Annotated in this window: 19 protein-coding genes and 3 rRNA genes; 12 read left to right on the forward strand and 10 right to left on the reverse strand. The window is 68.5% G+C overall.

Annotated features, from left to right (window positions below):
* The first annotated feature begins 38 nt into the window (after positions 1 to 38).
* From ACQP17_RS20855 to proC, 3 genes are all read left to right on the forward strand, one after another.
* Positions 39 to 848, forward strand: a complete 810-nt coding sequence (locus ACQP17_RS20855) for an ABC transporter ATP-binding protein (RefSeq protein WP_433857637.1) — start codon at positions 39 to 41, stop codon at positions 846 to 848.
* Positions 845 to 1633 (forward strand): ABC transporter permease, encoded by a 789-nt coding sequence (locus tag ACQP17_RS20860; protein WP_433857638.1) that lies wholly within the window; start codon positions 845 to 847, stop codon positions 1631 to 1633. The genes ACQP17_RS20855 and ACQP17_RS20860 overlap by 4 nt, the downstream gene beginning before the upstream one ends.
* A 130-nt stretch (positions 1634 to 1763) precedes the next feature.
* The gene (proC, locus tag ACQP17_RS20865; RefSeq protein ID WP_433857639.1) at positions 1764 to 2573 is read left to right on the forward strand and encodes a pyrroline-5-carboxylate reductase; all 810 of its coding nucleotides are present in this window, start codon (positions 1764 to 1766) and stop codon (positions 2571 to 2573) included.
* A 75-nt stretch (positions 2574 to 2648) separates the two neighbouring features.
* On the opposite strand, the gene trpS is transcribed toward proC, so the two are convergent.
* On the reverse strand, positions 2649 to 3656 hold the full coding sequence (trpS, locus tag ACQP17_RS20870; RefSeq protein WP_433857640.1) for a tryptophan--tRNA ligase: 1008 nt from the start codon (positions 3654 to 3656) through the stop codon (positions 2649 to 2651).
* 976 nt (positions 3657 to 4632) lie between these two features.
* Here trpS and ACQP17_RS20875 point away from each other — a divergent pair.
* From ACQP17_RS20875 to ACQP17_RS20890, 4 genes are all read left to right on the forward strand, one after another.
* Positions 4633 to 6161: ribosomal RNA gene (locus ACQP17_RS20875) — 16S ribosomal RNA — on the forward strand.
* 303 nt (positions 6162 to 6464) lie between these two features.
* Positions 6465 to 9587: ribosomal RNA gene (locus ACQP17_RS20880) — 23S ribosomal RNA — on the forward strand.
* A 74-nt stretch (positions 9588 to 9661) separates the two neighbouring features.
* Positions 9662 to 9778 (forward strand): 5S ribosomal RNA (rrf, locus tag ACQP17_RS20885).
* The 16S, 23S and 5S rRNA genes sit together here, the layout of an rRNA operon.
* A gap of 120 nt (positions 9779 to 9898) precedes the next feature.
* Positions 9899 to 10423 (forward strand): GNAT family N-acetyltransferase, encoded by a 525-nt coding sequence (locus ACQP17_RS20890; protein WP_433857641.1) that lies wholly within the window; start codon positions 9899 to 9901, stop codon positions 10421 to 10423.
* Positions 10424 to 10454: 31 nt separating this feature from the next.
* Here ACQP17_RS20890 and ACQP17_RS20895 read toward each other — a convergent pair whose 3' ends face one another.
* The 6 genes from ACQP17_RS20895 to ACQP17_RS20920 form a co-directional block, all read right to left on the reverse strand.
* Positions 10455 to 12089, reverse strand: a complete 1635-nt coding sequence (locus ACQP17_RS20895; RefSeq protein ID WP_433857642.1) for a type VI secretion protein — start codon at positions 12087 to 12089, stop codon at positions 10455 to 10457.
* Entirely contained in the window at positions 12086 to 13510 is a 1425-nt protein-coding gene (locus ACQP17_RS20900) for an ATP-binding protein (RefSeq protein WP_433859956.1), read from the reverse strand. Before ACQP17_RS20900 ends, ACQP17_RS20895 begins: the two co-directional genes overlap by 4 nt.
* Before the next feature lie 29 nt (positions 13511 to 13539).
* On the reverse strand, positions 13540 to 15102 hold the full coding sequence (locus ACQP17_RS20905) for an SCO6880 family protein (protein WP_433857643.1): 1563 nt from the start codon (positions 15100 to 15102) through the stop codon (positions 13540 to 13542).
* Positions 15099 to 16421: a hypothetical protein gene (locus ACQP17_RS20910; RefSeq protein ID WP_433857644.1), complete on the reverse strand. Its 1323-nt coding sequence runs from the start codon at positions 16419 to 16421 to the stop codon at positions 15099 to 15101. The genes ACQP17_RS20905 and ACQP17_RS20910 overlap by 4 nt, the downstream gene beginning before the upstream one ends.
* Positions 16411 to 17265, reverse strand: coding sequence for a hypothetical protein (locus ACQP17_RS20915; RefSeq protein WP_433857645.1), 855 nt, complete (start codon positions 17263 to 17265; stop codon positions 16411 to 16413). The genes ACQP17_RS20910 and ACQP17_RS20915 overlap by 11 nt, the downstream gene beginning before the upstream one ends.
* Before the next feature lie 477 nt (positions 17266 to 17742).
* Positions 17743 to 18051: a hypothetical protein gene (locus tag ACQP17_RS20920; protein ID WP_189104173.1), complete on the reverse strand. Its 309-nt coding sequence runs from the start codon at positions 18049 to 18051 to the stop codon at positions 17743 to 17745.
* A gap of 516 nt (positions 18052 to 18567) precedes the next feature.
* Here ACQP17_RS20920 and ACQP17_RS20925 point away from each other — a divergent pair.
* Both ACQP17_RS20925 and ACQP17_RS20930 read left to right on the forward strand, forming a co-directional pair.
* Positions 18568 to 19572, forward strand: coding sequence for a bifunctional lytic transglycosylase/C40 family peptidase (locus ACQP17_RS20925; protein WP_364879497.1), 1005 nt, complete (start codon positions 18568 to 18570; stop codon positions 19570 to 19572).
* A gap of 205 nt (positions 19573 to 19777) precedes the next feature.
* On the forward strand, positions 19778 to 20503 hold the full coding sequence (locus ACQP17_RS20930; RefSeq protein ID WP_433857646.1) for a phosphatase PAP2 family protein: 726 nt from the start codon (positions 19778 to 19780) through the stop codon (positions 20501 to 20503).
* Positions 20504 to 20621: 118 nt separating this feature from the next.
* Here the strand turns inward: ACQP17_RS20930 and ACQP17_RS20935 are convergent, their stop codons facing one another.
* Entirely contained in the window at positions 20622 to 22226 is a 1605-nt protein-coding gene (locus ACQP17_RS20935; RefSeq protein WP_433857647.1) for an FAD-binding oxidoreductase, read from the reverse strand.
* A gap of 247 nt (positions 22227 to 22473) precedes the next feature.
* Entirely contained in the window at positions 22474 to 22653 is a 180-nt protein-coding gene (locus ACQP17_RS20940; protein WP_433857648.1) for a hypothetical protein, read from the reverse strand.
* Positions 22654 to 22824: 171 nt separating this feature from the next.
* Here ACQP17_RS20940 and ACQP17_RS20945 point away from each other — a divergent pair, with 171 nt between their 5' ends.
* Positions 22825 to 23691, forward strand: coding sequence for a hypothetical protein (locus tag ACQP17_RS20945; RefSeq protein ID WP_433857649.1), 867 nt, complete (start codon positions 22825 to 22827; stop codon positions 23689 to 23691).
* A 140-nt stretch (positions 23692 to 23831) separates the two neighbouring features.
* Positions 23832 to 24050, forward strand: a complete 219-nt coding sequence (locus ACQP17_RS20950) for a hypothetical protein (protein WP_433859957.1) — start codon at positions 23832 to 23834, stop codon at positions 24048 to 24050.
* A 21-nt stretch (positions 24051 to 24071) separates the two neighbouring features.
* Here ACQP17_RS20950 and ACQP17_RS20955 read toward each other — a convergent pair whose 3' ends face one another.
* Complete coding sequence (locus ACQP17_RS20955; RefSeq protein ID WP_433857650.1) at positions 24072 to 24488, reverse strand: metal-sensitive transcriptional regulator; 417 nt, start codon at positions 24486 to 24488, stop codon at positions 24072 to 24074.
* A gap of 193 nt (positions 24489 to 24681) precedes the next feature.
* Between ACQP17_RS20955 and ACQP17_RS20960 the strand changes: the two genes are divergently transcribed.
* The gene (locus tag ACQP17_RS20960; RefSeq protein ID WP_026170326.1) at positions 24682 to 25302 is read left to right on the forward strand and encodes a DUF47 domain-containing protein; all 621 of its coding nucleotides are present in this window, start codon (positions 24682 to 24684) and stop codon (positions 25300 to 25302) included.
* Positions 25303 to 25306 lie beyond the last annotated feature (4 nt).

Here is a 25306-nt window from a genome sequence, read left to right on the forward strand (position 1 = left end):
GCTTGACGCCCCACCCCGCCGGGAGCACTATTCATCACATGATGAATTATGGCCGCGACCCCGCCGTCGCCGTCCACGCGCAGGACCTCACCGCCGTCCGCGGCGGCCGCACCGTCCTCGACGCCCTCCGCTTCGACGTGCCCCGCGGCCGCATCACCGGCCTCCTCGGCCCCTCCGGCTGCGGCAAATCCACCCTGCTGCGCGCCATCGTCGGCACCCAGGCCAAGGTCACCGGCACCCTCGACGTCCTCGGCCGGCCCGCGGGCGACCCCCGGCTGCGCCCCCGTATCGGCTACGTCACCCAGGACCCGTCCGTCTACGACGACCTCACCGTCCGGCAGAACCTCGACTACTTCGCCGCCGTCCTCCACCCCGGCCGGGCCGCCCGGGCCCTGCGCCGCGACAGCGTCACCCGCGCCGTCGAGGACGTCGACCTCACCCGCCAGGCCGACGCCCTCGCCGGACACCTCTCCGGCGGCCAGCGCAGCCGGGTCTCCCTCGCGGTCGCCCTGCTCGGCGCCCCCGAACTCCTCGTCCTCGACGAACCCACCGTCGGACTCGACCCCGTCCTGCGCCGCGACCTGTGGAACCTCTTCCACACCCTCGCCGCCGACCGCGGCACCACCCTCCTGGTCTCCTCCCACGTCATGGACGAGGCCGAGCGCTGCCACCGGCTCCTCCTGATGCGCGAGGGCCGCATCCTGGCCGACGGCGCACCCGACGCCCTCCGGGAGCGCACCGGCTCCGCCACCGTCGAGGCCGCCTTCCTCCACCTCGTCGACGAGGCCGCGGCCACCGGCCGGACCCCGGAAGCGGCCCGCACCACCCTTGAGGAGTCCGCGCGATGACCACCGCACCGCACCCCACCGGCGCACCCCACCCCGCCACCGCGCCCTGGTCGCCGTCCCGCACCCTGGCCACCGCCGCCCGGGTCCTGCGCCAGCTGCGCCACGACCCGCGCACCATCGCGCTGATGCTCGTCGTCCCCTGCGTGATGATCGCCCTGCTGCGCTACGTCTTCGACGCCCGCCCGCAGACCTTCGACGGCATCGGCGCCTCGCTCCTCGGCATCTTCCCGATGATCACGATGTTCCTGGTGACCTCCATCGCCACCCTGCGCGAACGCACCTCCGGCACCCTGGAACGCCTCCTCGCCATGCCCCTCGGCAAGGCCGACCTGATCAGCGGCTACGCCCTCGCCTTCGGCCTGCTCGCCGTCGTCCAGTCCGCCCTCGCCACCGGCCTGTCCGTCCGGGTCCTGGGCCTGGACGTCATCGGCTCGCCCTGGCTGCTCCTCCTGGTGGCCGTCCTCGACGCCCTGCTCGGCACCGCCCTCGGCCTGTTCGTCTCGGCCTTCGCCGCCTCCGAATTCCAGGCCGTCCAGTTCATGCCCGCCGTCCTCATGCCCCAACTGCTGCTCTGCGGCCTGTTCACCCCGCGCGACACCATGCAGCCCGCGCTCCGGGCCCTCTCCGACGTCCTGCCGATGTCCTACGCCGTCGACGGGATGAACGAGGTCCTGCGGCACCCCGACATCACCGGCGAGTTCGTCCGCGACGCCGTCATCGTCACCGGCTGCGCCCTCCTCGTCCTCGGCCTCGGCGCCGCCACCCTCCGCCGCCGCACGGCCTGACGCCGTCCCGGCCCTCGGAACGCCGCCGCGCCGTCCGCCCGCCAGGTGCGAGGATGACGGGGCAACCGACCGCTCAACGGGCCGGCCCCCGGGCCACCGCCCGGGCACCACCGGCGAGGTGAACCGCAGCATGACCCAGAAGGTCGCCGTACTCGGCACCGGAAAAATCGGCGAAGCCCTGCTCAGCGGCATGATCCGGGGCGGCTGGGCGCCATCCGACCTGCTGGTCACCGCCCGCCGCCCGGAGCGCGCCGCACAGCTCCGCTCCCGCTACGGCGTCGAAGCCGTCAGCAACTCCGAGGCCGCCGAGGCCGCCGACACCCTCATCCTCACCGTCAAGCCCCAGGACATGGGCACCCTCCTGGCGGAGCTGACCCCGCACCTCCCCGCCGACCGCCTGGTCATCAGCGGCGCCGCCGGCATTCCCACCTCCTACTTCGAGGAACGCCTGGCCGCCGGCACCCCGGTCGTACGGGTCATGACGAACACCCCCGCCCTCGTCGACGAGGCGATGTCCGTCATCTCCGCCGGCACCCACGCCACCGGCAGCCACCTCACCCGCGCCGAGGAGATCTTCTCCGGCGTCGGCAAGACCCTCCGCGTCCCGGAGTCCCAGCAGGACGCCTGCACCGCGCTCTCCGGCTCCGGCCCGGCGTACTTCTACTTCCTCGTCGAGGCCATGACCGACGCCGGCATCCTCCTCGGCCTGCCCCGCGACAAGGCCCACGACCTCATCGTCCAGGCCGCCGTCGGCGCCGCGGTGATGCTCCGCGACAGCGGCGAACACCCCGTCACCCTCCGCGAGAACGTCACCTCCCCGGCGGGCACCACCATCAACGCCATCCGCGAACTGGAGAACCACGGCGTCCGCGCCGCCCTCCTCGCCGCGCTGGAAGCCGCCCGCGACCGCAGCCGCGAACTGGCCTCCGGCAACGGCTGATCCACGGCGGGAGCCACCACCACGGCTCCCGCCCGGAAGGGCCCTCTCCCCGAGGGCCCTCCCTCCCTACGGTCCCTAAGCCGACAGCCCCACCGCCCGATAGGCCGCGTCCACCCGCGGCCGGGCCAGCCCCCGCGCCCGCTCCGCACCGGCCCGCAGCACCTCGTCGACGTACGCGGGGTCGGCGGCCAGCTCCGCATGCCGCTTGCGCACCGGCCGCAGCACCTCCACCACGGCCTCCGCCACATCCTTCTTCAGCGCGCCGTACGAGGTGTACCCCTCGGCCAGCCGAGCCGGCTCCCCACCCGCGCACGCGGCCAGCACGTCCAGCAGGTTCGCCACCCCCGGCCGCTCGTCCCGCGCGTACACGACCTCGCCCGCCGTATCCGTCACGGCCCGCAGCACCTTCTTGCGCACCGCCTCCGGCTCGTCCAGCAAAAAGACGGTCCCGGCCGTCCGGCCCTGCGACTTCCCCATCTTCGACGTGGGCTCCTGCAGATCCATCACCCGCGCCGCCACCGCCGGATACGTCCCCTCCGGCACCACGAACGTCGCCCCGTACCGCTGGTTGAAGCGCACCGCCAGATCCCGCGTCAGCTCCAGATGCTGAGCCTGGTCCGCGCCGACCGGCACCTCGTGCGTCCCGTACGCCAGGACGTCCGCCGCCATCAGCGCCGGATACGTCAGCAGCGACAGCCGTACGCTCCCGCCCCGCGCCTCCTCGCGCGCCGCCTTCTCCTTGTACTGGATCATGCGCCGCATCTCACCGTCGGAAGCCGTGCACTCCATCAGATACGACAGCCGTACATGTTCGTGCACCTGACTCTGCACGAACAGGGTGCACCGCGCCGGATCCAGCCCCGCCGCCAGCAGCAGCGTCGCCGCCTGCCGGGTGAGCCGCCGCACCCGCGCCGGATCGTGCTCCACGGTCAGCGCGTGCAGATCCACCACACAGAACAGGGCGTCCGCCCGGTGCTGGTCCTCCTCGACCCACCGTCGCATCGCCCCCAGGTAGTTCCCCAGCGTCAGATGCCCCGTCGGCTGCACACCACTGAAGATCCGTACCCGCTCCGTCATCGCCATCCCGTCCGTCCTTGCCTTCGTCTTGCGCACCCTTGCCGGGTGCGTCGGGACCGCCGGCCTCACCGGCCGGCTGCGAGAGGGAGAAACGCGAACGGCCGCCGAAGCGGCGGCCGTGGTCATGCATGCGCTGTGGTCGGCCGCCGTCAGGCGAGCCACCACTGCTGTACGAGCGCATGCGGAGTCATGGGCTCAAAGTACCCCGCAAACCCTGCCCCGGCACGGGTTTGAAGCACCTGACCCCCTCGTGTAGTGTTCTCCGAGTTGCCACGGAGCCGACAGGCACCAGCAGCCATCCCGCCGCCTCGCGGCACACCACTACTGCACGGCCCCTCAACGGGACCTATTTCGGCATGCCGAAATTCGAACCGTGACGTGATTATGCGTCAGCGAGGAATTCCGCTAAAGTAGTGAACACGCCGAAAGGCGCGGCAGCTCAAATAGCCGCACCACGGCAACCCCCTCCGACGGGGAATCGGAAACGAATTCGGACCGGAAACGGAACGAAATCGGGTCTGGTAGAGTCGGAAAGGTCGAAAAGCGAAAGCCGGACGGCCGAGCCCGCTCCAACAGGGCGCCGGACACGGAAACGGATCTGGTAAGGTTGGAAACGCGAAGAAGCCGAAAGGCGGAAACGCACCGGCGAAAATCGGGCCCGCAAGGATCTGGTAGAGTCGGAAACGCAAGACCGAAGGGAAGCGCCCGGAGGGCCTGGTACTGAGTCAATCAGAACCGATAAGGCACAAAGGAAGCGTCCGTTCCTTGAGAACTCAACAGCGTGCCAAAAGTCAACGCCAGATATGTTGATACCCCGTCCACCTCGGTGGATGAGGTTCCTTTGAAAGTCCATCGGCACCCATGCGGTGCGGATGGCACACACAGCGAGGACGCTGTGAACGACCGGACCTATTCCGTCTGGTTGTTCCGCTCTCGTGTGTGTTTGACCCGCAGTTTTTAATTAAACGCAGTCGGGAAAACATTCACGGAGAGTTTGATCCTGGCTCAGGACGAACGCTGGCGGCGTGCTTAACACATGCAAGTCGAACGATGAACCTCCTTCGGGAGGGGATTAGTGGCGAACGGGTGAGTAACACGTGGGCAATCTGCCCTTCACTCTGGGACAAGCCCTGGAAACGGGGTCTAATACCGGATACGACACGGGGTCGCATGACCTCCGTGTGGAAAGCTCCGGCGGTGAAGGATGAGCCCGCGGCCTATCAGCTTGTTGGTGGGGTGATGGCCTACCAAGGCGACGACGGGTAGCCGGCCTGAGAGGGCGACCGGCCACACTGGGACTGAGACACGGCCCAGACTCCTACGGGAGGCAGCAGTGGGGAATATTGCACAATGGGCGAAAGCCTGATGCAGCGACGCCGCGTGAGGGATGACGGCCTTCGGGTTGTAAACCTCTTTCAGCAGGGAAGAAGCGAGAGTGACGGTACCTGCAGAAGAAGCGCCGGCTAACTACGTGCCAGCAGCCGCGGTAATACGTAGGGCGCAAGCGTTGTCCGGAATTATTGGGCGTAAAGAGCTCGTAGGCGGCTTGTCACGTCGGATGTGAAAGCCCGGGGCTTAACCCCGGGTCTGCATTCGATACGGGCAGGCTAGAGTTCGGTAGGGGAGATCGGAATTCCTGGTGTAGCGGTGAAATGCGCAGATATCAGGAGGAACACCGGTGGCGAAGGCGGATCTCTGGGCCGATACTGACGCTGAGGAGCGAAAGCGTGGGGAGCGAACAGGATTAGATACCCTGGTAGTCCACGCCGTAAACGTTGGGAACTAGGTGTGGGCGACATTCCACGTCGTCCGTGCCGCAGCTAACGCATTAAGTTCCCCGCCTGGGGAGTACGGCCGCAAGGCTAAAACTCAAAGGAATTGACGGGGGCCCGCACAAGCAGCGGAGCATGTGGCTTAATTCGACGCAACGCGAAGAACCTTACCAAGGCTTGACATACACCGGAAACGTCTGGAGACAGGCGCCCCCTTGTGGTCGGTGTACAGGTGGTGCATGGCTGTCGTCAGCTCGTGTCGTGAGATGTTGGGTTAAGTCCCGCAACGAGCGCAACCCTTGTTCTGTGTTGCCAGCATGCCCTTCGGGGTGATGGGGACTCACAGGAGACTGCCGGGGTCAACTCGGAGGAAGGTGGGGACGACGTCAAGTCATCATGCCCCTTATGTCTTGGGCTGCACACGTGCTACAATGGCCGGTACAATGAGCTGCGATACCGCGAGGTGGAGCGAATCTCAAAAAGCCGGTCTCAGTTCGGATTGGGGTCTGCAACTCGACCCCATGAAGTCGGAGTTGCTAGTAATCGCAGATCAGCATTGCTGCGGTGAATACGTTCCCGGGCCTTGTACACACCGCCCGTCACGTCACGAAAGTCGGTAACACCCGAAGCCGGTGGCCCAACCCCTTGTGGGAGGGAATCGTCGAAGGTGGGACTGGCGATTGGGACGAAGTCGTAACAAGGTAGCCGTACCGGAAGGTGCGGCTGGATCACCTCCTTTCTAAGGAGCACTTCTCACTCGGACTTGTCCGGGTCAGAGGCCAGTACATCGGCGAATGTCTGATGCTGGTTGCTCATGGGTGGAACGTTGACTATTCGGCACACTTGGTTGGTTGTCACTAGTACTGCTTCGGCGTGGAACGTGGGGATTGATCGGGTGGGCCGGGCGCGCTGTTGGGTATCTGAGGGTACGGACTACGGTCTGGACCTTCGCGATGCCGGCCCCAGTGAACTCAGCCTTCGGGTTGGGGTGGTGGGTGGCTGGTCGTTGCTTGAGAACTGCACAGTGGACGCGAGCATCTGTGGCCAAGTTTTTAAGGGCGCACGGTGGATGCCTTGGCACCAGGAACCGATGAAGGACGTGGGAGGCCACGATAGGCCCCGGGGAGCTGTCAACCGAGCTTTGATCCGGGGGTGTCCGAATGGGGAAACCCGGCAGTCGTCATGGGCTGTCACCCGCTGCTGAACACATAGGCAGTGTGGAGGGAACGCGGGGAAGTGAAACATCTCAGTACCCGCAGGAAGAGAAAACAACCGTGATTCCGGGAGTAGTGGCGAGCGAAACCGGATGAGGCCAAACCAGTCACGTGTGATACCCGGCAGGGGTTGCGTGGTTGGGGTTGTGGGAGTTCTCTTTTGCAGTCTGCCGGCTGTGAGACGAGTCAGAAACCGTTGATGTAGGCGAAGGACATGCGAAAGGTCCGGCGTAGAGGGTAAGACCCCCGTAGCTGAAACATTAGCGGCTCGTTTGAGAACCACCCAAGTAGCACGGGGCCCGAGAAATCCCGTGTGAATCTGGCGGGACCACCCGTTAAGCCTAAATATTCCCTGGTGACCGATAGCGGATAGTACCGTGAGGGAATGGTGAAAAGTACCGCGGGAGCGGAGTGAAATAGTACCTGAAACCGTGTGCCTACAAGCCGTGGGAGCGTCGCGCATCGAGCTTGCTCGGTGCGTCGTGACTGCGTGCCTTTTGAAGAATGAGCCTGCGAGTTTGCGGTATGTTGCGAGGTTAACCCGTGTGGGGAAGCCGTAGCGAAAGCGAGTCCGAATAGGGCGTTGAGTAGCGTGCCCAAGACCCGAAGCGGAGTGATCTAGCCATGGGCAGGTTGAAGCGGAGGTAAGACTTCGTGGAGGACCGAACCCACCAGGGTTGAAAACCTGGGGGATGACCTGTGGTTAGGGGTGAAAGGCCAATCAAACTCCGTGATAGCTGGTTCTCCCCGAAATGCATTTAGGTGCAGCGTCGTGTGTTTCTTGCCGGAGGTAGAGCACTGGATAGGCGATGGGCCCTACCGGGTTACTGACCTTAGCCAAACTCCGAATGCCGGTAAGTGAGAGCGCGGCAGTGAGACTGTGGGGGATAAGCTCCATGGTCGAGAGGGAAACAGCCCAGAGCATCGACTAAGGCCCCTAAGCGTGTGCTAAGTGGGAAAGGATGTGGAGTCGCAGAGACAACCAGGAGGTTGGCTTAGAAGCAGCCACCCTTGAAAGAGTGCGTAATAGCTCACTGGTCAAGTGATTCCGCGCCGACAATGTAGCGGGGCTCAAGCACACCGCCGAAGTCGTGTCATTGCGATATTACCCCCAACGGGGATCGTGATGGGTAGGGGAGCGTCGTGTGCCGGGTGAAGCAGCCGTGGAAACGAGTTGTGGACGGTTCACGAGTGAGAATGCAGGCATGAGTAGCGATACACACGTGGGAAACGTGTGCGCCGATTGACTAAGGGTTCCTGGGTCAAGCTGATCTGCCCAGGGTAAGTCGGGACCTAAGGCGAGGCCGACAGGCGTAGTCGATGGACAACCGGTTGATATTCCGGTACCCGCTTTGAAACGCCCAGTATCGAATCCATTAATGCTAAGGCCGTGAAGCCGGCCTGGAGTCTTCGGACAAAGGGACGTGGTGGAGCCGCCGATCCAAGGTGGTAGTAGGTAAGCGATGGGGTGACGCAGGAAGGTAGTCCAGCCCGGGCGGTGGTTGTCCCGGGGTAAGGGTGTAGGCCGTGTGGTAGGTAAATCCGTCACACGTTAAGGCTGAGACCTGATGCCGAGCCGATTGTGGTGAAGTGGATGATCCTATGCTGTCGAGAAAAGCCTCTAGCGAGTTTCATGGCGGCCCGTACCCTAAACCGACTCAGGTGGTCAGGTAGAGAATACCGAGGCGTTCGGGTGAACTATGGTTAAGGAACTCGGCAAAATGCCCCCGTAACTTCGGGAGAAGGGGGGCCATTGCTGGTGATCACTCTTGCAGTGTGAGCTGGTGGTGGCCGCAGAGACCAGCGAGAAGCGACTGTTTACTAAAAACACAGGTCCGTGCGAAGCCGTAAGGCGATGTATACGGACTGACGCCTGCCCGGTGCTGGAACGTTAAGGGGACCGGTTAGTCAACCTTCGGGTTGGCGAAGCTGAGAACTTAAGCGCCAGTAAACGGCGGTGGTAACTATAACCATCCTAAGGTAGCGAAATTCCTTGTCGGGTAAGTTCCGACCTGCACGAATGGCGTAACGACTTCTCGACTGTCTCAACCATAGGCCCGGTGAAATTGCATTACGAGTAAAGATGCTCGTTTCGCGCAGCAGGACGGAAAGACCCCGGGACCTTTACTATAGCTTGATATTGGTGTTCGGTTCGGCTTGTGTAGGATAGGTGGGAGACTTTGAAGCGGCCACGCCAGTGGTTGTGGAGTCATTGTTGAAATACCACTCTGGTCGTGCTGGATGTCTAACCTGGGTCCGTGATCCGGATCAGGGACAGTGTCTGGTGGGTAGTTTAACTGGGGCGGTTGCCTCCTAAAGAGTAACGGAGGCGCCCAAAGGTTCCCTCAGCCTGGTTGGTAATCAGGTGTTGAGTGTAAGTGCACAAGGGAGCTTGACTGTGAGACTGACGGGTCGAGCAGGTACGAAAGTAGGGACTAGTGATCCGGCGGTGGCTTGTGGAAGCGCCGTCGCTCAACGGATAAAAGGTACCCCGGGGATAACAGGCTGATCTTCCCCAAGAGTCCATATCGACGGGATGGTTTGGCACCTCGATGTCGGCTCGTCGCATCCTGGGGCTGGAGTCGGTCCCAAGGGTTGGGCTGTTCGCCCATTAAAGCGGTACGCGAGCTGGGTTTAGAACGTCGTGAGACAGTTCGGTCCCTATCCGCTGTGCGCGTAGGAGTCTTGAGAAGGGCTGTCCCTAGTACGAGAGGACCGGGACGGACGAACCTCTGGTGTGCCAGTTGTCCTGCCAAGGGCATGGCTGGTTGGCTACGTTCGGAAAGGATAACCGCTGAAAGCATCTAAGCGGGAAGCCTGCTTCGAGATGAGGACTCCCACCCCCTTTGAGGGGTTAAGGCTCCCAGTAGACGACTGGGTTGATAGGCCAGATATGGAAGCCCGGCAACGGGTGGAGTTGACTGGTACTAATAGGCCGAGGGCTTGTCCTCAGTTGCTCGCGTCCACTGTGTAGGTTCTGAAGTAACGACCTGTGTCATTGCCGGGTTGGTTAACTTCATAGTGTTTCGGTGGTCATAGCGTTAGGGAAACGCCCGGTTACATTTCGAACCCGGAAGCTAAGCCTTTCAGCGCCGATGGTACTGCAGGGGGGACCCTGTGGGAGAGTAGGACGCCGCCGAACAATCATTGTGGGAAAGCCCCGCACCGTATGGTGCGGGGCTTTTCTGCGTTCCGGAACAGAAACCGTTCCAGAGACTGGACTTTTCGCCCCGGAAGCCGGGGCGCTGCGATCCTGTGCCGCATGACGTATGTGATCAGGCCTGTGAAGGCGGAGGAGTGGCAGCGGCTCAGGGAACTGCGGCTGGCGGCCCTGGCGGATCCGATCGCCCGGGTGGCGTTCAATGAGACGCTGGAGGAGGCGACCGGCCGGCCCGACGAGGTGTGGCAACGCCGGGCGGCATGCAGCGAAGAGGGCGCCGCGCCGCTGACGTTCGTCGGGGAGGACGCGGACGGCCGGTGGGGCGGCATGGTGGTGGTCCTGGTCGAAGCGGACGAGGAGATGCCGCAGACCCATCTCGTGGGCGTGTATGTGCGGCCCGAGCACCGGGGGACCGGGCTGGCACGGGAGTTGTTCCGCGCGGCGATCGCATGGTCGTGGCAGCTCACCGAGCCGGTGGCCGAGCGGGTACGGCTGTGGGTGCACGAGGAGAACGGGCGGGCCGAGGCGTTCTACCGGTCCCTGGGGTTCGTGGAGACGGGGCGGACCGAGGCCGATCCGAAGGACCCGGCCGCGCGGGAGCGGGAGATGGTGCTGAAGCGGGAGTAGCGCGGTGCGGCCGGCTCCGTGGCGGCGGGTGTCAGGCCGTCAGGGAGTGGTGGGGCCAGCGGGCGCGGGCCTGTTCCTGGGAGCGCATCGTCGCCAGCGTCAGCAGGCCGCTCCTGGCGCCCGTGGCGAGGAGATCGGGCAGCGCGGGTAGCGGGGCGAGGGCCGCGATGTCGTCCAGGACGAGGGTGAGTGGTGGGTCGAGCCGACCGTCAGATGACCGTTCGGCCATGCGGCGGCCGTGCTCGACCACGCTCGAGAGGAGTGCGGTGAGCAGTGGCATCGCACCCGGGTCGGTACGCGGATCCTCGAGGGGATCGCCTACCACGTAAAGCGTTCCCCCCTCGTCGATAAATGATTCGAGGAGCGCGGAATCCGCTCGAAGTGGGTTGCAGGCGTCCCGGATGTGGATCGAGGAGAGCGCGGTCAGGGCGCGGCCGGCCAACTGCTGGGCGGCCTCGCGGCGTTCGGCGTAGGCGGTGAGCACCGACTCCAGCTCGCCGGCCTGGCCCGCGGAGGCCTTGGCGCTTGTGCGCAGGATGCGTACGGGCTCCTGTGCGGCGCCTGCGGCATGGGCCCAGCGGTGCAGCTGGCGGAACGGGCGGCCGTCGATCGCGGCGGCGTGCAGCCAGCAGCGCAGCAGGGTCTGGGCGGCGTCCGCGACGGCCGCGTCCGAGGCGGCGGCGGGGCGTACGGGGGCCAGCAGGGCGGCGGCGCGGGTGGTGGCGGTGGCGAGGTCCGTACAGCCGGAGGTCGGCGACCAGCGCAGCCGGGACGGGGTGTCCAGGCGGTGGGAGGGATCATAGGTCAGCAGGGGGCCGAGTTTGGCGCGGGCGTCCTTGGTCTCGGACCACAGGGCGGGATCCGTGGTGGCGACGATCAGCGGGCCGGGGGCGGCGGTGGCTGTGGCCAGGGTCGTGGCGAGGGCGGCGCCGCGGGTGGCGGAGAACTGGAGGCGGGGGAGGGCGGGTTCGTCCGTACCGCCGGGGTGCCCGGTCTCGGGGGCCGGCAGCGGGGGTGAGGTGCGCTGTTCGGGGAGGGGGCCGGTGGGCGCGGTCCCGACGGGCGTGGCCGGGACGGACGGTGCGGGCCGCGGGTCCTCGCCCGGCGCCGTGGGAACGGTGCTGACGGTCTCCTGGAGGGCCTCGCGGGCCTGCCACGCCTCCCGTTCGGCCTGCTGGGCCGCCGACGGCTGCGACGGCTGCGGTGGCTGCGGTGGCTGCGGTGGCTGCGATGAGTGGACGGGTGCGGTGGACGGGCGGGGCGTCGCCCGGCGGGCCTTCCGCACGGCGCGATAGCGGGTGACCGTTCCCAGCGTGAAGATCGCCAGGACCAGCAGCACCATCAGCTGGCCGATGAGGATGCCCCAGAACAGGCCGTAGCCGGAGAGCTGGCCCTGCGGGGTGTCGGGCCAGGCGGCGGCCATGTCATGGGGTGCGGCGACGAGATGACGCAGCGCCATCGGGGTGCCGGGGTAGGTGACGCCGGTGGGCCAGGCGCCGTGGGCGAAGAGGCCGGCCAGGCCCGTCGCGCTCCACACCAGGACGGTCAGGCCCAGCAGGAAGACGAGCAGCCCGATCAGCAGGGAGTCGGGGATGCCGCGGCCCCGGGGGCCGGGCGCCCCGCGGTAGCCGGCGGCGCCTCGTTCGTCGTCGTATCCGGGCCTCACGCCACCGTCTCGCTCGACTCGTCTCTCCACTGCCGCTCCCTCGCCATGGCATCGGCGCGTGCCTCGGCCTCGGCGTCCGCGGCCGCCTGGAGGGCGCGCGCCTCGTCCGTCGGCATCGCGGAGGACTCGGTCATCGCCCGGTCGGTGTAGACCAGCGGGCGTTCGGCCTCGGTGATGAGGTGTTTGACGACCTGGACGTTGCCGTTGACGTCCCAGACGGCGATGCCGGGGGTGAGGGTCGGGATGATCTCGACGGCCCAGCGGGGCAGGCCGAGCACCCGTCCGGTGGCCCGTGCCTCGTCGGCTTTCTGGGCGTAGATCGTGCGGGTGGAGGCCATCTTGAGGATCGCCGCGGCCTCGCGCGCGGCGGCGCCGTCGACCACGTCGCTGAGGTGGTGGACGACGGCCACGAACGACAGGCCGAGTCGCCGGCCGAACTTCAGCAGTCGCTGGAAGAGCTGGGCGACGAACGGGGAGTTGATGATGTGCCAGGCCTCTTCCACCAGGAAGATGCGCTTCTTGCGGTCGGGGCGGATCCAGGTGTGCTCCAGCCAGACGCCGACGATCGCCATCAGGATCGGCATCGCGATGGAGTTGCGGTCGATGTGCGAGAGGTCGAAGACGATGAGGGGGGCGTCGAGGTCGATGCCGGCCGTCGTCGGTCCGTCGAACATGCCGCGCAGGTCACCGTCGACGAGCCGGTCGAGGACCAGCGCGACGTCCAGACCCCAGGCCCGGACATCGTCTATGTCGACATTCATCGCCTCCGCCGACTCCGGTTCCGGATGCCGCAGTTGCTCGACGATGTCGGTCAGGACGGGCTGCCGGTCGGTGATGGTCTCGATCACGTAGGCGTGCGCGACCTTCAGGGCGAAGCCGGAGCGTTCGTCCAGGCCGTGGCCCATCGCGACCTCGATGATCGTGCGCAGCAGGGCCAGCTGGCCGGTGGTGGTGATCGACGGGTCGAGGGGGTTGAGACGGATGCCGCCGTTGAGGGCGGCGGTCGGGTCCAGGCGGATGGGGGTTATGCCCAGCTCCTGGGCGATGAGGTTCCACTCGCCGACGCCGTCCTCGCCCTGCGCGTCCAGCACGACGACCTGCCGGTCGCGGAACCGCAGCTGTCGCAGGACGTAGGTCTTCTCCAGCGCGGACTTGCCGTTGCCGGACTCGCCGAGGACCAGCCAGTGCGGGGCGGGCAGCTGCTGTCCGTACAGCTGGAAGGGGTCGTAGATGTATCCCTTGCCGCTGTAGACCTCACGGCCGATGATCACGCCGGAGTCGCCGAGACCGGGGGCCGCGGTGGGCAGATACACCGCCTGGGCCTGGCCGGTGGAGGTGCGTACGGGCAGCCGGGTCGTCTCCACCTTCCCGAACAGGAAGCTGGTGAACGCGTCGGTGAGCGCTCCGAGCGGATCGAGCATGGCCATGACGTACGCGCCTCCCAGCGGCTTTAGCGGCGGATCCCGGTCGCGAAGGGCAGGGTGTTGACGAACGCCCGGTGGTGCTCGCGGTCGCACCACTCCAGCTTGAGGTAGGACTTGCCGGCCGAGGCGCGGATGGTGCGCTTGTCGCGGGCCAGCGCTTCGGGGGAGCGGGAGGAGACCGTGATGTAGCCGACGAGGTTGACGCCGGCGGCGCCGGAGGCCAGGTCCTCGCCGCGCTGGTCCACGCGGCCGTGGTGGGCGACGTCCCGCGGGTCGACGACGCGGTTCATCTTCGCGGCCCGGCTGGCCTCGGCGTCGTCGTTGGTCTTCTCCGTCAGCATGCGCTCGATGGCGACCTCGGTGGGCTCCAGGTCCATGCAGACCGCGACCGTACGGATCACGTCGGGGGTGTGCACCAGGAGGGGCGCGAGGAAGTTGACGCCCACCGGGGTGAGCGGCCACTCCTTGACCCAGGCGGTGGCGTGGCACCACGGTGCGCGGGTCGTCGACTCCCGCGTCTTGGCCTGGAGGTAGGTCGGCTCCATCGCGTCGAGCTCGGCCGGCCAGGTGTTGCGCTTGCTCATCGCCTGGATGTGGTCGATGGGGTGGTCCGGGTCGTACATGGAGTGCACGAGGGAGGCGAGGCGGGCCTGGCCCAGCGGCTGGCGCACCCGGATGTCGGCCTCGGCGAGGCGGGCGCAGATGTCGGTCAGCTCACGGGCCATCACGACCGCGAGGCCGGCGTCCCGGTCCAGCTTCTTGCGCAGCAGCCCGCCCTGGTGCATCCGGGCGGCGCGCGCCATGGTCTGCGCCTCGGCGGCCAGCTCGCGGGTGTAGTGCATGCAGGCGACGAGGTAGGCGCGGTGCTGCTCGGAGGAGGTGGAGACCATCGACTGGAGCTGGTCGTAGGACTCCTGCAGCCAGGCCGGGGAGGAGCGGTCGCCACGCTGGGAGACGTCCTTGGCGTGCGCGTCGGGGTCGGCGGGCAGGGTGCGGGCGAGCATCTGCAGCCGGGTCACGTACCCGTCGCCGTTGGCCACGTGCTTCAGCAGCGTCCCGAAGCGGTCGACCAGCGCCTCCTGGTCCTCGCTGTCGCGCAGGCCGACGCCCGGGCCCTCGATCTCGATGGCGGCGGTGACCGTGCGGCGGTCGGCGTGCAGCAGGACGGCGATCTCGTCCGGTCCGAAGGGGGCGGACAGCCAGTTGATCCGGCCGATGCCGGGCGGCGGGCCGATCTCGATCTCCCGGCCGTCGAGGCGGACGCCGGCCTCGGCGGCGCCGGAGCGGTAGCCGGCGCCGCGGCGGACCGTACGGCGGAAGCTGCGCCGGATCTCGAACCACTTGTAGAACGTCCGGCCCTTGTACGGCACATAGACGAGGGCGAGCCCCAGCATCGGGAAGCCGGTGAGGGACACGATCCGCAGCGGCAACACGGGCACCAGCAGTCCGCACATCATCCCGAGGAACGCGCCCACGATGATCAGCGCGATCTCACCCGTCTCGCGGTTCTTGCCGACGATCGCGTGGGGCCGGGCGCGGCCGATCAGATAGGTGCGGCGTGGCGTGATCGGGTGGGACTGCGTGCTCAACGCCCCTCACCTCCTGAGGTCTTGCCGGTGCGGGAGCTGCTGCCCGGGCCGGGGTGCGGGTTCGTACGGGGTGCGGGGGTGGCGGGTACGGGGCCGCGGCCGCCGCCGGTGCGGGAGCTGTGCGCGGCGACGCCGCCGGCCACCGCGTCGGCCGGCCGGGACTGGCCGCCCTGCGCGCCCTGGGAGGCCCCGCCGTCCCCGCCGGAGCGGCGGGAGCTGTGGGTCTTGATGCCCTGGGAGACCAGCGCGGCCGGCGAGGAGATCATTGCGGCGGCCTGGCTGCCGTCGGTGGCCCGGCCCTTGTTCGTACGGGCCGAGACCATCTCGTCGCCGAAGCCGGGGACGAAGCGGTAGATCACCGCGCTGGCGAAGATGGCGAGGATGATGATGGCGAGGCCGGAGACGACGGCGGAGAAGGCGTTCGGGCCCTTGTCGTGGGAGAGCGCCCCGGCGATGCCGAGGACGATCACGATGACCGGCTTCACCATGATCACCGCGATCATGATGCCGGCCCAGCGGCGCACATGGCCCCACATGTTCTTGTCGACCAGGCCCGCGTAGACGACCGTGCCGAGCAGCGCCCCGACGTACAGCAGCGCGGCCCGGATCACCAGCTCCAGCCACAGCACACCGGCGGCCAGGACCGACACCAGCGACACCACGATCAGCATGATCGGCCCGCCGCCGATGTCGGTGCCCTTGGTGAGCGCCTGGGAGAACGCGCCGAAGAAGGTGTCGGTCTGGGCCCCCGTCCCCTTGGCGATGATCTCGGTGACGCCGTCGGTCGCCGACACGATCGTGTAGAGGATCAGCGGGGTGAAGGCGGAGGCCAGCACCGTGAGCCAGAGGAAGCCGACCGCCTCACCGATCGCCTCGGTCAGCCGCACCCCGCGCACGGCGCGCTTGGCGACGGCCAGCAGCCACAGCACGAGCGTGAGGACGGTGGAGGCGGCGAACACGACGGCGTACTGCCGCAGGAAGGCCGCGTTGGTGAAGTCCACATGGGAGGTGGCCTGCACCGCGTCCGACAGCTTGCCCACGATCCACGCGGCGGCCTTGGCGAAACCCTTGGCGAGGGAACTGAGGGGGTCGAGGGGGTTGTCGTCGGTGAGGCCCCCGGGCTGCTTGGGCGCACCGGACCCGGCTTTGTCACCGGATTGGCAGTAGGCCTTGGCGGGGCCCCGGACGAGGTCACAGGGGTCGCTGCTCGGTGTCGGGTCCGGTGCTGCGAAGGCGCGGGAGGCCAGCAGCACAGCGTTCGTTTGGACGATCGTCACCAGCGCGGCGAGGGAGAGGGCACGACGACTGTTAGCGGGCATAGGTGAACCCTCCGAACCCTTGCACGGCCTTGGTCATGTCCCCTGCCGACGCAGCAGCTTGGTCTCTGCCGACCGGAGCGGGACCGTCCTTCTGCGTGAAGTCGGTGACCTTCCAGTCCCCGTCCCTCCACTTCAGGTCGAACGTGTTCGTGTACCAGCTCTCCGACACGGGGTTCTTCGACTGCGCACCGGCGAGGCCGAAGAGGGCGGAGTACCAGACCGAGACCTTGGCGGTGTCGTCCTTGAGCGATTCGGTCTTGGTGCCGACCGGGTTCGCGCGTGAAACGAACGTCATGCCGCTGGGGGCGGTGCCGTCCGGCTTGAGACCGATCCGGCCGAGGAAGGCGGGGTCGGAGTACACCTTGTCGAGGGCGCTCTTGCGGGCCGCTGCCACGGATGGCGCATAGACGGCGTCGGCGATCTCGTGCCTTCTGGCGGCCTTGTACATACCTTCGCTGGTGAGCGCCACCGCATAATTCGCCGCCGCCGACTCCGCCCCCTGTTCCGTCTTGGGGAAGCCCTTGGCGATGCCGCCGTTCTTGCCGGTGACCGGCTTGGTGCCGGTGGGGGCGGTGGGGCGGGCGGCGCCGGCGTCCTTGGCGGCGTCGTCCGAGGGGGATTCGCTGTTGCCGCTGCCGCCGCGGTTGGCGAAGGCGATGGCCGCGAGCAGCAGGACGATCACGCCGACGATGGTGATGAGGTTGCGGCTGGTCAGGCCGGTGCGGGAGCGACGCGCCGCGCCGTAGCCTTCACCGTCGCTGTCGGGAAGTCTGGTCCGTGTCTGGCCCGTCTCGGGACCGCGGTGGCTGTCGCCGCCGTAGCCGCCGTCGTCGCTGAGACTCATCGCGCCTGTGCCCCCTCTGCCGCTGTCGCCGTGCGTGCCGTGGTGTTGCCGCCCTCATATGACCGTAGCCGCGCGCACGGCGACTCGGGTGCTGTGGTTCGAGTACATCTCACCGTGACGGGTCCTCAGATGCGGTACGGCGGAGGCGAATGGGGGACTCTGGGGCATTTGCGCCCCTGCCCCGTTCCGGGGTCGCCGCCGCCTTCTTGCGCCGCCCCGCTCCCGGATGCACCCGCCCCGGGGCGGTGGCCGGTCCCGTCGGTCCGCTGGTGGCGGGGGTGGCCAGGGGGCGGGGTGGTGGCGTCGGGCCGGCGTGAGTGGGCGTCAGCATGTGGCCTCGGCAGGGAAGGTGGAGACGGTGGGGGGTGAGCGGGGGCACGGGGAGGCGGAGAGAGGACGGGCGGGGGCGCATGGGGGCGGCGCGGGGACGGGCGCGGGTCAGGGTGCGCCGACGGGGCCGCCCGGGCTTCGGCGTGCCTAGACCGCCATGCCGTAAACGATGGTGAACAGTGTCCCCAGGGAGCCGATGATGAAGACGCCGGTCAGGCCGGCCACGATGAGGCCCTTGCCCTGTTCGGCGCTGAAGGTGTCGCGCAGCGCGGTGGCGCCGATGCGCTGCTTGGCGGCGCCCCAGATCGCGATGCCGAGGCACAGCAGGATCGCTACCGCCATGACCACCTCGATCATCACGCGGGCCTCGTTGCCCAGGGTCCCGAACGGCCCCCAGTCCGGGGCGATTCCGCCGATGATGGTGGTGATGTCGCCTTTGTCGGCCGCAATGAACATGTGTGAACTCACCGCCCCTTGATGGGTAGTTGTGCGCCTGGCCGGCGCGGTACAGGTCAGCCTCTATCTTCGCTGACAAACGAGCCGTCAGCTGTCGACTTGGCGCCTTTCTTTGACGGATCCCGTGGGAGTGGCGTGTATGTGCGGGCGCACGCCATCCATTGAACCGACTAGTCTCACTGTGTGTATCACGGTGGATAACCCTGAGCAATGATCATCGGAAGCGTCGGTGGCCGGTCCGGCGCGCCGTGCGGGACTGGTCCGTTCGTGTGGCGGCCGCGGGCCGTGCCGGCCGCCCCGGGCCCGTGGGCGGTGTCCCTCGTTCGGCGGTGTTCCCGGCGCGTCCGTGCGCGCACTCACCCTCCGGACGATGTGCCCCCTCTGGCGCCCCGTGCCGCTCTTGTGCCGCCCCCTGCGCCGTGTCGTGCGCCGTCGTGCGGCATCTCACGGCGCGGGGCGCGCGGGTCCGGCCGGAAAAAGGCAGTGAACCGCTGCTGGATGAGGGAGGGTTGGGGGGTGCGCAAATTCTGGGTGGCCGGTGGGCTCGGGGCAGGGCTGATGCTCTGTCTGCTCGGGCTGCTCGTGATCGCCACGTTCACGGTGGCGGCCGGGCTCGGCGGGGCCGCCGGGCGGGCCCTGGGGCTGGCGAAGGGCGCGGTGCCGGCGGCGTATCAGCCGCAGGTGCAGAAGTGGGGCACGCTGTGTTCGGCGATAAGCCCCGCGCTGCTGGCGGCGCAGCTCTACCAGGAGAGCGGATGGAACCCCAAGGCGCAGAGCGCGGCCGCCGCGCAGGGGCTGGCGCAGTTCATCCCGGGCACGTGGCAGACGCACGGCGTCGACGGGAACGGCGACGGCCGCAAGGACGTGTGGGACCCGCAGGACGCCATCGCGTCGGCGGCCTCGTACGACTGCGAGCTGGCGCGCTATGTGAAGGGCGCCTCGGGCGACCCCACGCAGAACATGCTCGCGGCGTACAACGCCGGCGCCTACCGGGTGATCCAGTACAACGGCGTGCCGCCCTATGGCGAGACCCGGAACTACGTGAAGACGATCACGACCCTGGCGAAGAGCTTCGAGGCGCGGACCGGGCCGGTGGCGCCGTCGCGGCAGGCCGCCGGGGCCATCTACTTCGCGCAGGAGAAGCTCGGTACCCGCTATCTGTGGGGCGGCACGGGGACCGCGGCGCAGGGCGGCCGGTTCGACTGCTCCGGGCTGACCCAGGCCGCGTACCGCTCGGTGGGCATCGAGCTGCCGCGGGTGGCGAACGACCAGTGGAACGCCGGGCCGCATCCCAAGCGGGACGAGCTGCTCCCGGGCGATCTGGTGTTCTTCGCCTACAACCTGAACGACCCCCGTTCGATCCACCATGTGGGGATGTACGTCGGGGGCGGCTACATGATCAACGCGCCGTACACGGGTGCCGTGATCCGGTTCGACAAGATCGACTCGCCGGACTACATCGGTGCGACGCGCGTGACCTCGGATGGCGCAAAAGCACTGCCGGGCACCAACCCTGCGTGAACATAAGGCCCTGAACTGCAGTGATGAATCAAGCTTCGATAACGTCCTGGTGATCTTCCGGTGGAGAAGGGAACGCCGGGGTGCGGCATCGCGTTTCCTTGGCGTGGGGACGTAGCAGAAATCGCAGCAGCACCCGCTCGACGACCACGGGGGCAGGCAGCACACGAAGGCGCTCGCGCGCGCGAAAGATAAGGGGCCGCGGCAGATGGCTGGACTCGCACTCGAGGGGCCGAATCCCGACGTCGACGTGCTCGACGGCGTCAACGGCCTCGCGAAGGACGCCCCCCACTGGGTCAACACGGCGATGGAGTACATCGGCGAGTACGGCCTCATCGCCGCCCTCGCGGTGCTGTGCCTGGTCGCCTGGTGGTCCGCGCGCCGTCGGCCCGGTGCGCCGTCCGCCGTCGCGGGGCTGGTCTGGGCGCCGCTGGCCTCGGGGATCGCGCTGCTGGCCAACATCCCGATCCGGGCGTTCGTCGAGCGGCCGCGGCCGTTCAAGGACCACCCCGGCCTGGCGGTGCTGATCCCCGGCAAGAGCGACTTCTCGTTCGTCAGCGACCACGCGACGCTCACCATGGCGGTCGGCGTCGGCCTGTTCGTCGCGCACCGCAAGTACGGCCTGATCGGCATCGGGCTGGCGCTCGCCGAGGGCTTCTGCCGCGTCTACATGGGCGTCCACTATCCGACGGACGTGATCGGCGGCTTCGCCCTGGGCACCGCCGTCGCGCTGCTGCTCGCGCCGCTCGCGCAGGCGCTCCTGGTGCCGCTGATGACGGCGATCGCCGGGTCGAAGCTGGCGTGGCTGGTGCGGGCGCCGGGCGCCGAGGGCGCGGACGGGGACGGCTCGCCCCCGGAGGGCAGCCGGGTGGTGGCCGCGGGCCCGGGGATGCAGCCCGGCCCCAAGGAGCGGGACAAGGATCTGGCGGCCTGACGGTCGCGGCCGGCGGGCCCTGCCGCCTGACGGCCCGTCGGCAGGGACGACGACCTGGCGGATGCGGACGGCCCGGACCCCTCGCGGGGCCGGGCCGTCCGTGTGTCCGCCCGCGGTCTCAGAGCGCCTGGGGGAAGGTGCTGAACAGCCGCTGCGGGTCGTAGGTGTGCTTGACCTGCGCGAGCCGGCCGGCCGCGGAGCCGTAGTAGGCGGACTTCCAGTCGCTCAGGCCCGGGTCGGTGTAGTTCTGGTAGGCGGCGCCCGAGGAGTAGCGGCGCATCGCGTCATGGAACGCATTCAGCCACGCGGTCTGCTTGCCGGACGAGCCGCCGGCCCCCCAGGACGTCAGGTACTGGGCGAGGAAGCGCGAGCCGCGGTGGACGAACGCGGTGTCGGTGCTGCCGACGCGGTTGATGGCGCCGCCCAGCGCCGTCAGGGCCACGTTGCCGCCGACGCCGCCCCGGCCGCCGCGCTCGATCTGGTCCATCAGGGCGCGGATGCCGGCCGCCGGCAGCGAGCGGTCGAAGAAGTGCGAGCGGGCGGCGTAGGTCTCGCGGCCCAGCTTGCCGGCGGCGGTGTGCCCGGGCAGCGAACCCGGCATGTGGCACTGCGCGGTGGACTTCGAGGAGCAGCCCGCGTACGACTCCATCGCGTCCAGGTAGCCGATCGGCGTGAGGTGGATGCTGGTGGCGGGGCCGGGGCCGCCGGGCTGGTCGGCGAGCTTGTCGACGGCGTTCTTCAGGTCGCCGTAGCTGCCCATCGAGAAGGCCGCGACGGAGACGCCGGGGGAGTTGCCGGGGCGGGCGTCGAGATGGCAGGCGGACCATATCTCGTCGGCCTGCGTGGGGCCCCACTTCTGCCAGGACGCCACCACCTTCGCCGCCTTCGACCACGGCCAGGTCATGTAGGCCATCACCGAGCGGGGCGCCGGGTGCGTGCGGAAGCGGAGTTCGGTGACCACGCCGAAGTTGCCGTTGCCGGCGCCGCGCAGCGCCCAGAAGAGGTCGGCGTGCCGGTCCTTGTCGCAGTCGACGGTCTTGCCGTCGGCCGTCACGAGGGTGGCGCCGACGAGGCTGTCGCAGGTCAGGCCGTAGGCGCGGGAGGACACGCCGTGGCCGCCGCCGAGCGTGAGCCCGGATATGCCGACGGTGGGGCAAGAGCCCCCGGGTATGGTCACGCCGTGCGCGCCCAGGCCCTCGTAGACGTCGATGAGTTTGGCGCCGGCGCCGATGCGGGTGATGCCGCCGGAGGGCGCGCCGACCTTGGACAGGGCGGAGACGTCGATGATGAGTTTGTTGTTGCCGCTGGACCAGCCCGCGTAGGAGTGGCCGCCGCTGCGGATGGCGACCGGGGTGTCGTGCCGCCGGGCGAAGGACAGGCACTCGGCGATGTCCGCCGGGTGCTTGACGTAGGCGATGGCCGACGGCTTCAGCGTGTCGTAGCGGGTGTTGTAGAGACGGCGGGCGGTCGCGTAGGCAGCGTCCGACGCCCGTATCAGCTTGCCGTCCAGGCTCTTGCCGAGCGCGGTCCAGGAGGCCTTGGAGGCCCCGCCGCCGGCGACGGCCGCGGTGTTCTGCACCGCGCCGACGCTGTTCGCGGTCCCCGAGGCGGAGGCGGAGGACGCCGCACCCGCCTTGCCGGTCTTGGTGTCGCAGCCGGTGGCCCAGGCGACCGACGTCGCCGCCAGTCCGCCGCCGACCTGCAGGAGTGTGCGCCGCTTCACTGGGATGGATCCCCCTCGATGTCGTCCGGTCCGGCCCCGCCCGCCGGGAGACCGGCAGAGGCTACGGGGCGTGTCCGAGGAGGCGGACACGGGCGGATGCGGCGACGCGCTGCCCCGCGTGCCGCTGTGCCCGGTCCTGTCCTGCGCTGTCCGGTAGCGGGCCTGAAGTCCGTTACCGGTGGCGGGCATTGCCTCCCCTCCTAGGCAGATGCCGTACGGGCGCGGGGGGTTCCCGGAACGGAGTTCCTCATTCCATCCGGCTGTGCGGAGCGGCGCCCGCCCCGGCGTCCACCAGATGCCGCTCGGCGTCCGTACGCGCCTGTGAGCGGGCGCGGCGGGCCGGCCCCCGCCAGCCGCAGTCACAGCGGGCGCTGCAGAAGGACCCGCGTTCGGTGGTGGAGGTCGCGTGGGGCGTTCGGTCGGGCACGCCGCCACGCTACGCCCCGTTCGCCGGTGCGTGACGAGCCCCCTCGCCACTCGTTGAACGGATCGGTCGGCGGAACGCGTGACGCGGCGGTGGCGCACCGTCCGGCCCACCCGAGCGGACCGGCCGGCCCAGGCCGTTCCCGAAGACAGCGGCCGAGGGGGCTCGTACGCGATGGTGGTGCAGGACAGGCGAGGAGGCGGCGCGGCCGTCGTGGCCATGGCGTGCGGGACGGGGCTGGCGGTCGGGCTGCTGACGACGGGCTGTTCCCCGGACGGCGCTGCGGCCGACGACCAGGAGCCGCCCGGCCGGGGCCCCGCCGCTGCCGCCAGGGACGTCCGGGCCAGCGCCGACGCCCTGCTGCGGGCCCGCTCCGCCCGGGTCCGTACGTCCATGGAGACCGTGAGCGGCGGCACCCGCGTGGCCATCCGCGGCACCGGCGGCTACGACTTCGTCACCAGCACCGGGCGGCTGCGCGTCGTGCTGCCCGATCCGGCGGGCCGGGCCGACGGCGGCCATCAGCCGGTCACCGAGATCCTCACGCCCGGTGCGCTGTTCATGAAGAACCGCGGCGCCGGGGTGCCCGCCGACAAATGGGTACGGGTCGCCACCGCCTCGCTCGCCGACGGGAACCTGGTCACCGGCGGTGCGACCGATCCGCTGACCGCCGCCGAACTCCTGCGTGGCGCACGGAATGTGACATATCAGGGCGAAGAGCGGGTGGACGGAGTCGTGGTGCGGCACTATCGGGGGGTGACGGACATCCAGACGGCCGCCCAGGCGGCGTCCCCGCGCTCCCGTTCCGCGCTGGTCGCCGCGGAGGAAGGATTCATCACCGACGAGGTGCCGTTCGAGGTGTCTCTGGACGGGGCCGGCCGGCTGCGCCGGGTGCGCCAGTGGTTCCGCTTCGCCAACGGCGCACCGCAGGGCGCGGCGGTGGTCTCCACCACGGAGCTGTCCGGTTTCGGCACGGGGATCACGGTGCGGCTGCCGGACGAGCGTGACATCTACGCGGGAAAGGTCGCCTCGGCCACCCCGTAGGGCCGGCGCGCCGGCCGGTCACCATGTCGGGGCGCGGGCGGGCAGGCGGAAATGGTCCATCCGTGCCATGCGCGGAGTGTGCGCCGCTCTTTACGCTGACGGTAACCACCGGAGGCGTGGGAAGGCGCTCGAAGGAGGAGGTGTTGTACGTGGCCGGACACCGCCCTACGACGGTTCAGGACCACGTCGCCCTCGTCGAGATCGACCTGACCGGTGAGTTGATGATCGCGGCGGCGGCCGCGAGCGAGGATCGGCTCAGTCCGGACCGTATCGACGAGGTGCTGGAGGTCGACGGGGAGGACGGCGGGCGCGTGCAGCCGGTGCCGCCGCCCGGGCCGGCGGGGCGTCCCCCGGGCTAGGGGTGTCGCAGGCCGGCCGGCTCAGGTGCGCAGCATCCGCTCGATCGCCTTGGTCGCTTCCTGGACCTTGGCGTCGATGGCCTCGGGGCCCTTGACGGCCGCGTCGGCGACGCAGTGCCGCAGATGCTCCTCCAGGAGCTGGAGACCGAAGGACTGCAGGCCCTTGGTGCTCGCCGAGACCTGGGTGAGTATGTCGATGCAGTACACATCCTCTTCGAGCATCCGCTGCAGTCCGCGGATCTGTCCCTCGATCCTGCGCAGTCGCTTGATGTGTGCGTCTTTCTGCTGTGCGTAGCCGTGCGGGCCGACTGCGGGAGGAGTCGCTGCGTTATCGGTCACGGTTTGGGCGTCGCCTCGGTGGTCGGAGTCCGGCTGCGGGGTGGCGCGGGCGGCGGGTGCTGCGGTGTCGCCGTCGGTGTCGGCGTCCATGGTCGTCATGGCCGTCTCCCCTGCTATCTAGGCGTCCATATACCCCTGGTGGGTATATGGTACCGAACTTTACGGGCACCTGTGGTACCCCGTGCAGAGCATGCTGCCCGATGGGCGACACTGAAGGAATGCCGGTTAGCAGTGGCTGGAGGATGCGCCTAGCATCAACCCGACCGAATCCGATGTACCCCGAGGATTTCACGTGCGCTTTCGTCTGACCCCCAGGGAGACGAGCTTCTACGACATGTTCGCCGCCTCCGCGGACAACATCGTCACCGGCTCGAAGCTCCTGATGGAACTGCTCGGGGCCGACGCCTCCGCCCGGGCAGAGATCGCTGAGCGGATGCGGGCGGCGGAGCACGCGGGGGACGACGCGACGCACGCGATCTTCCACCAGCTGAACTCCTCGTTCATCACGCCGTTCGACCGCGAGGACATCTACAACCTCGCCTCGTCGCTCGACGACATCATGGACTTCATGGAAGAGGCGGTCGACCTGGTCGTCCTCTACAAGGTCGAGGAGCTCCCCAAGGGCGTCGACCAGCAGATCGAGGTGCTGGCGCGGGCGGCCGAGCTGACCGCCGAGGCCATGCCGCATCTGCGGACGATGACCAACCTCACCGAGTACTGGATCGAGGTCAACCGGCTGGAGAACCAGGCCGACCAGATCCACCGCAAGCTGCTGGCGCACCTCTTCAACGGCAAGTACGACGCCATCGAGGTCCTCAAGCTCAAGCAGATCGTGGACATCCTGGAAGAGGCGGCGGACGCGTTCGAGCACGTCGCCAACACGGTCGAGACCATCGCGGTCAAGGAGTCCTGAGCGC

Origin of the sequence: Streptomyces kronopolitis (genome assembly GCF_050953795.1) — a bacterium.
Lineage (GTDB): Bacteria > Actinomycetota > Actinomycetes > Streptomycetales > Streptomycetaceae > Streptomyces > Streptomyces kronopolitis_A.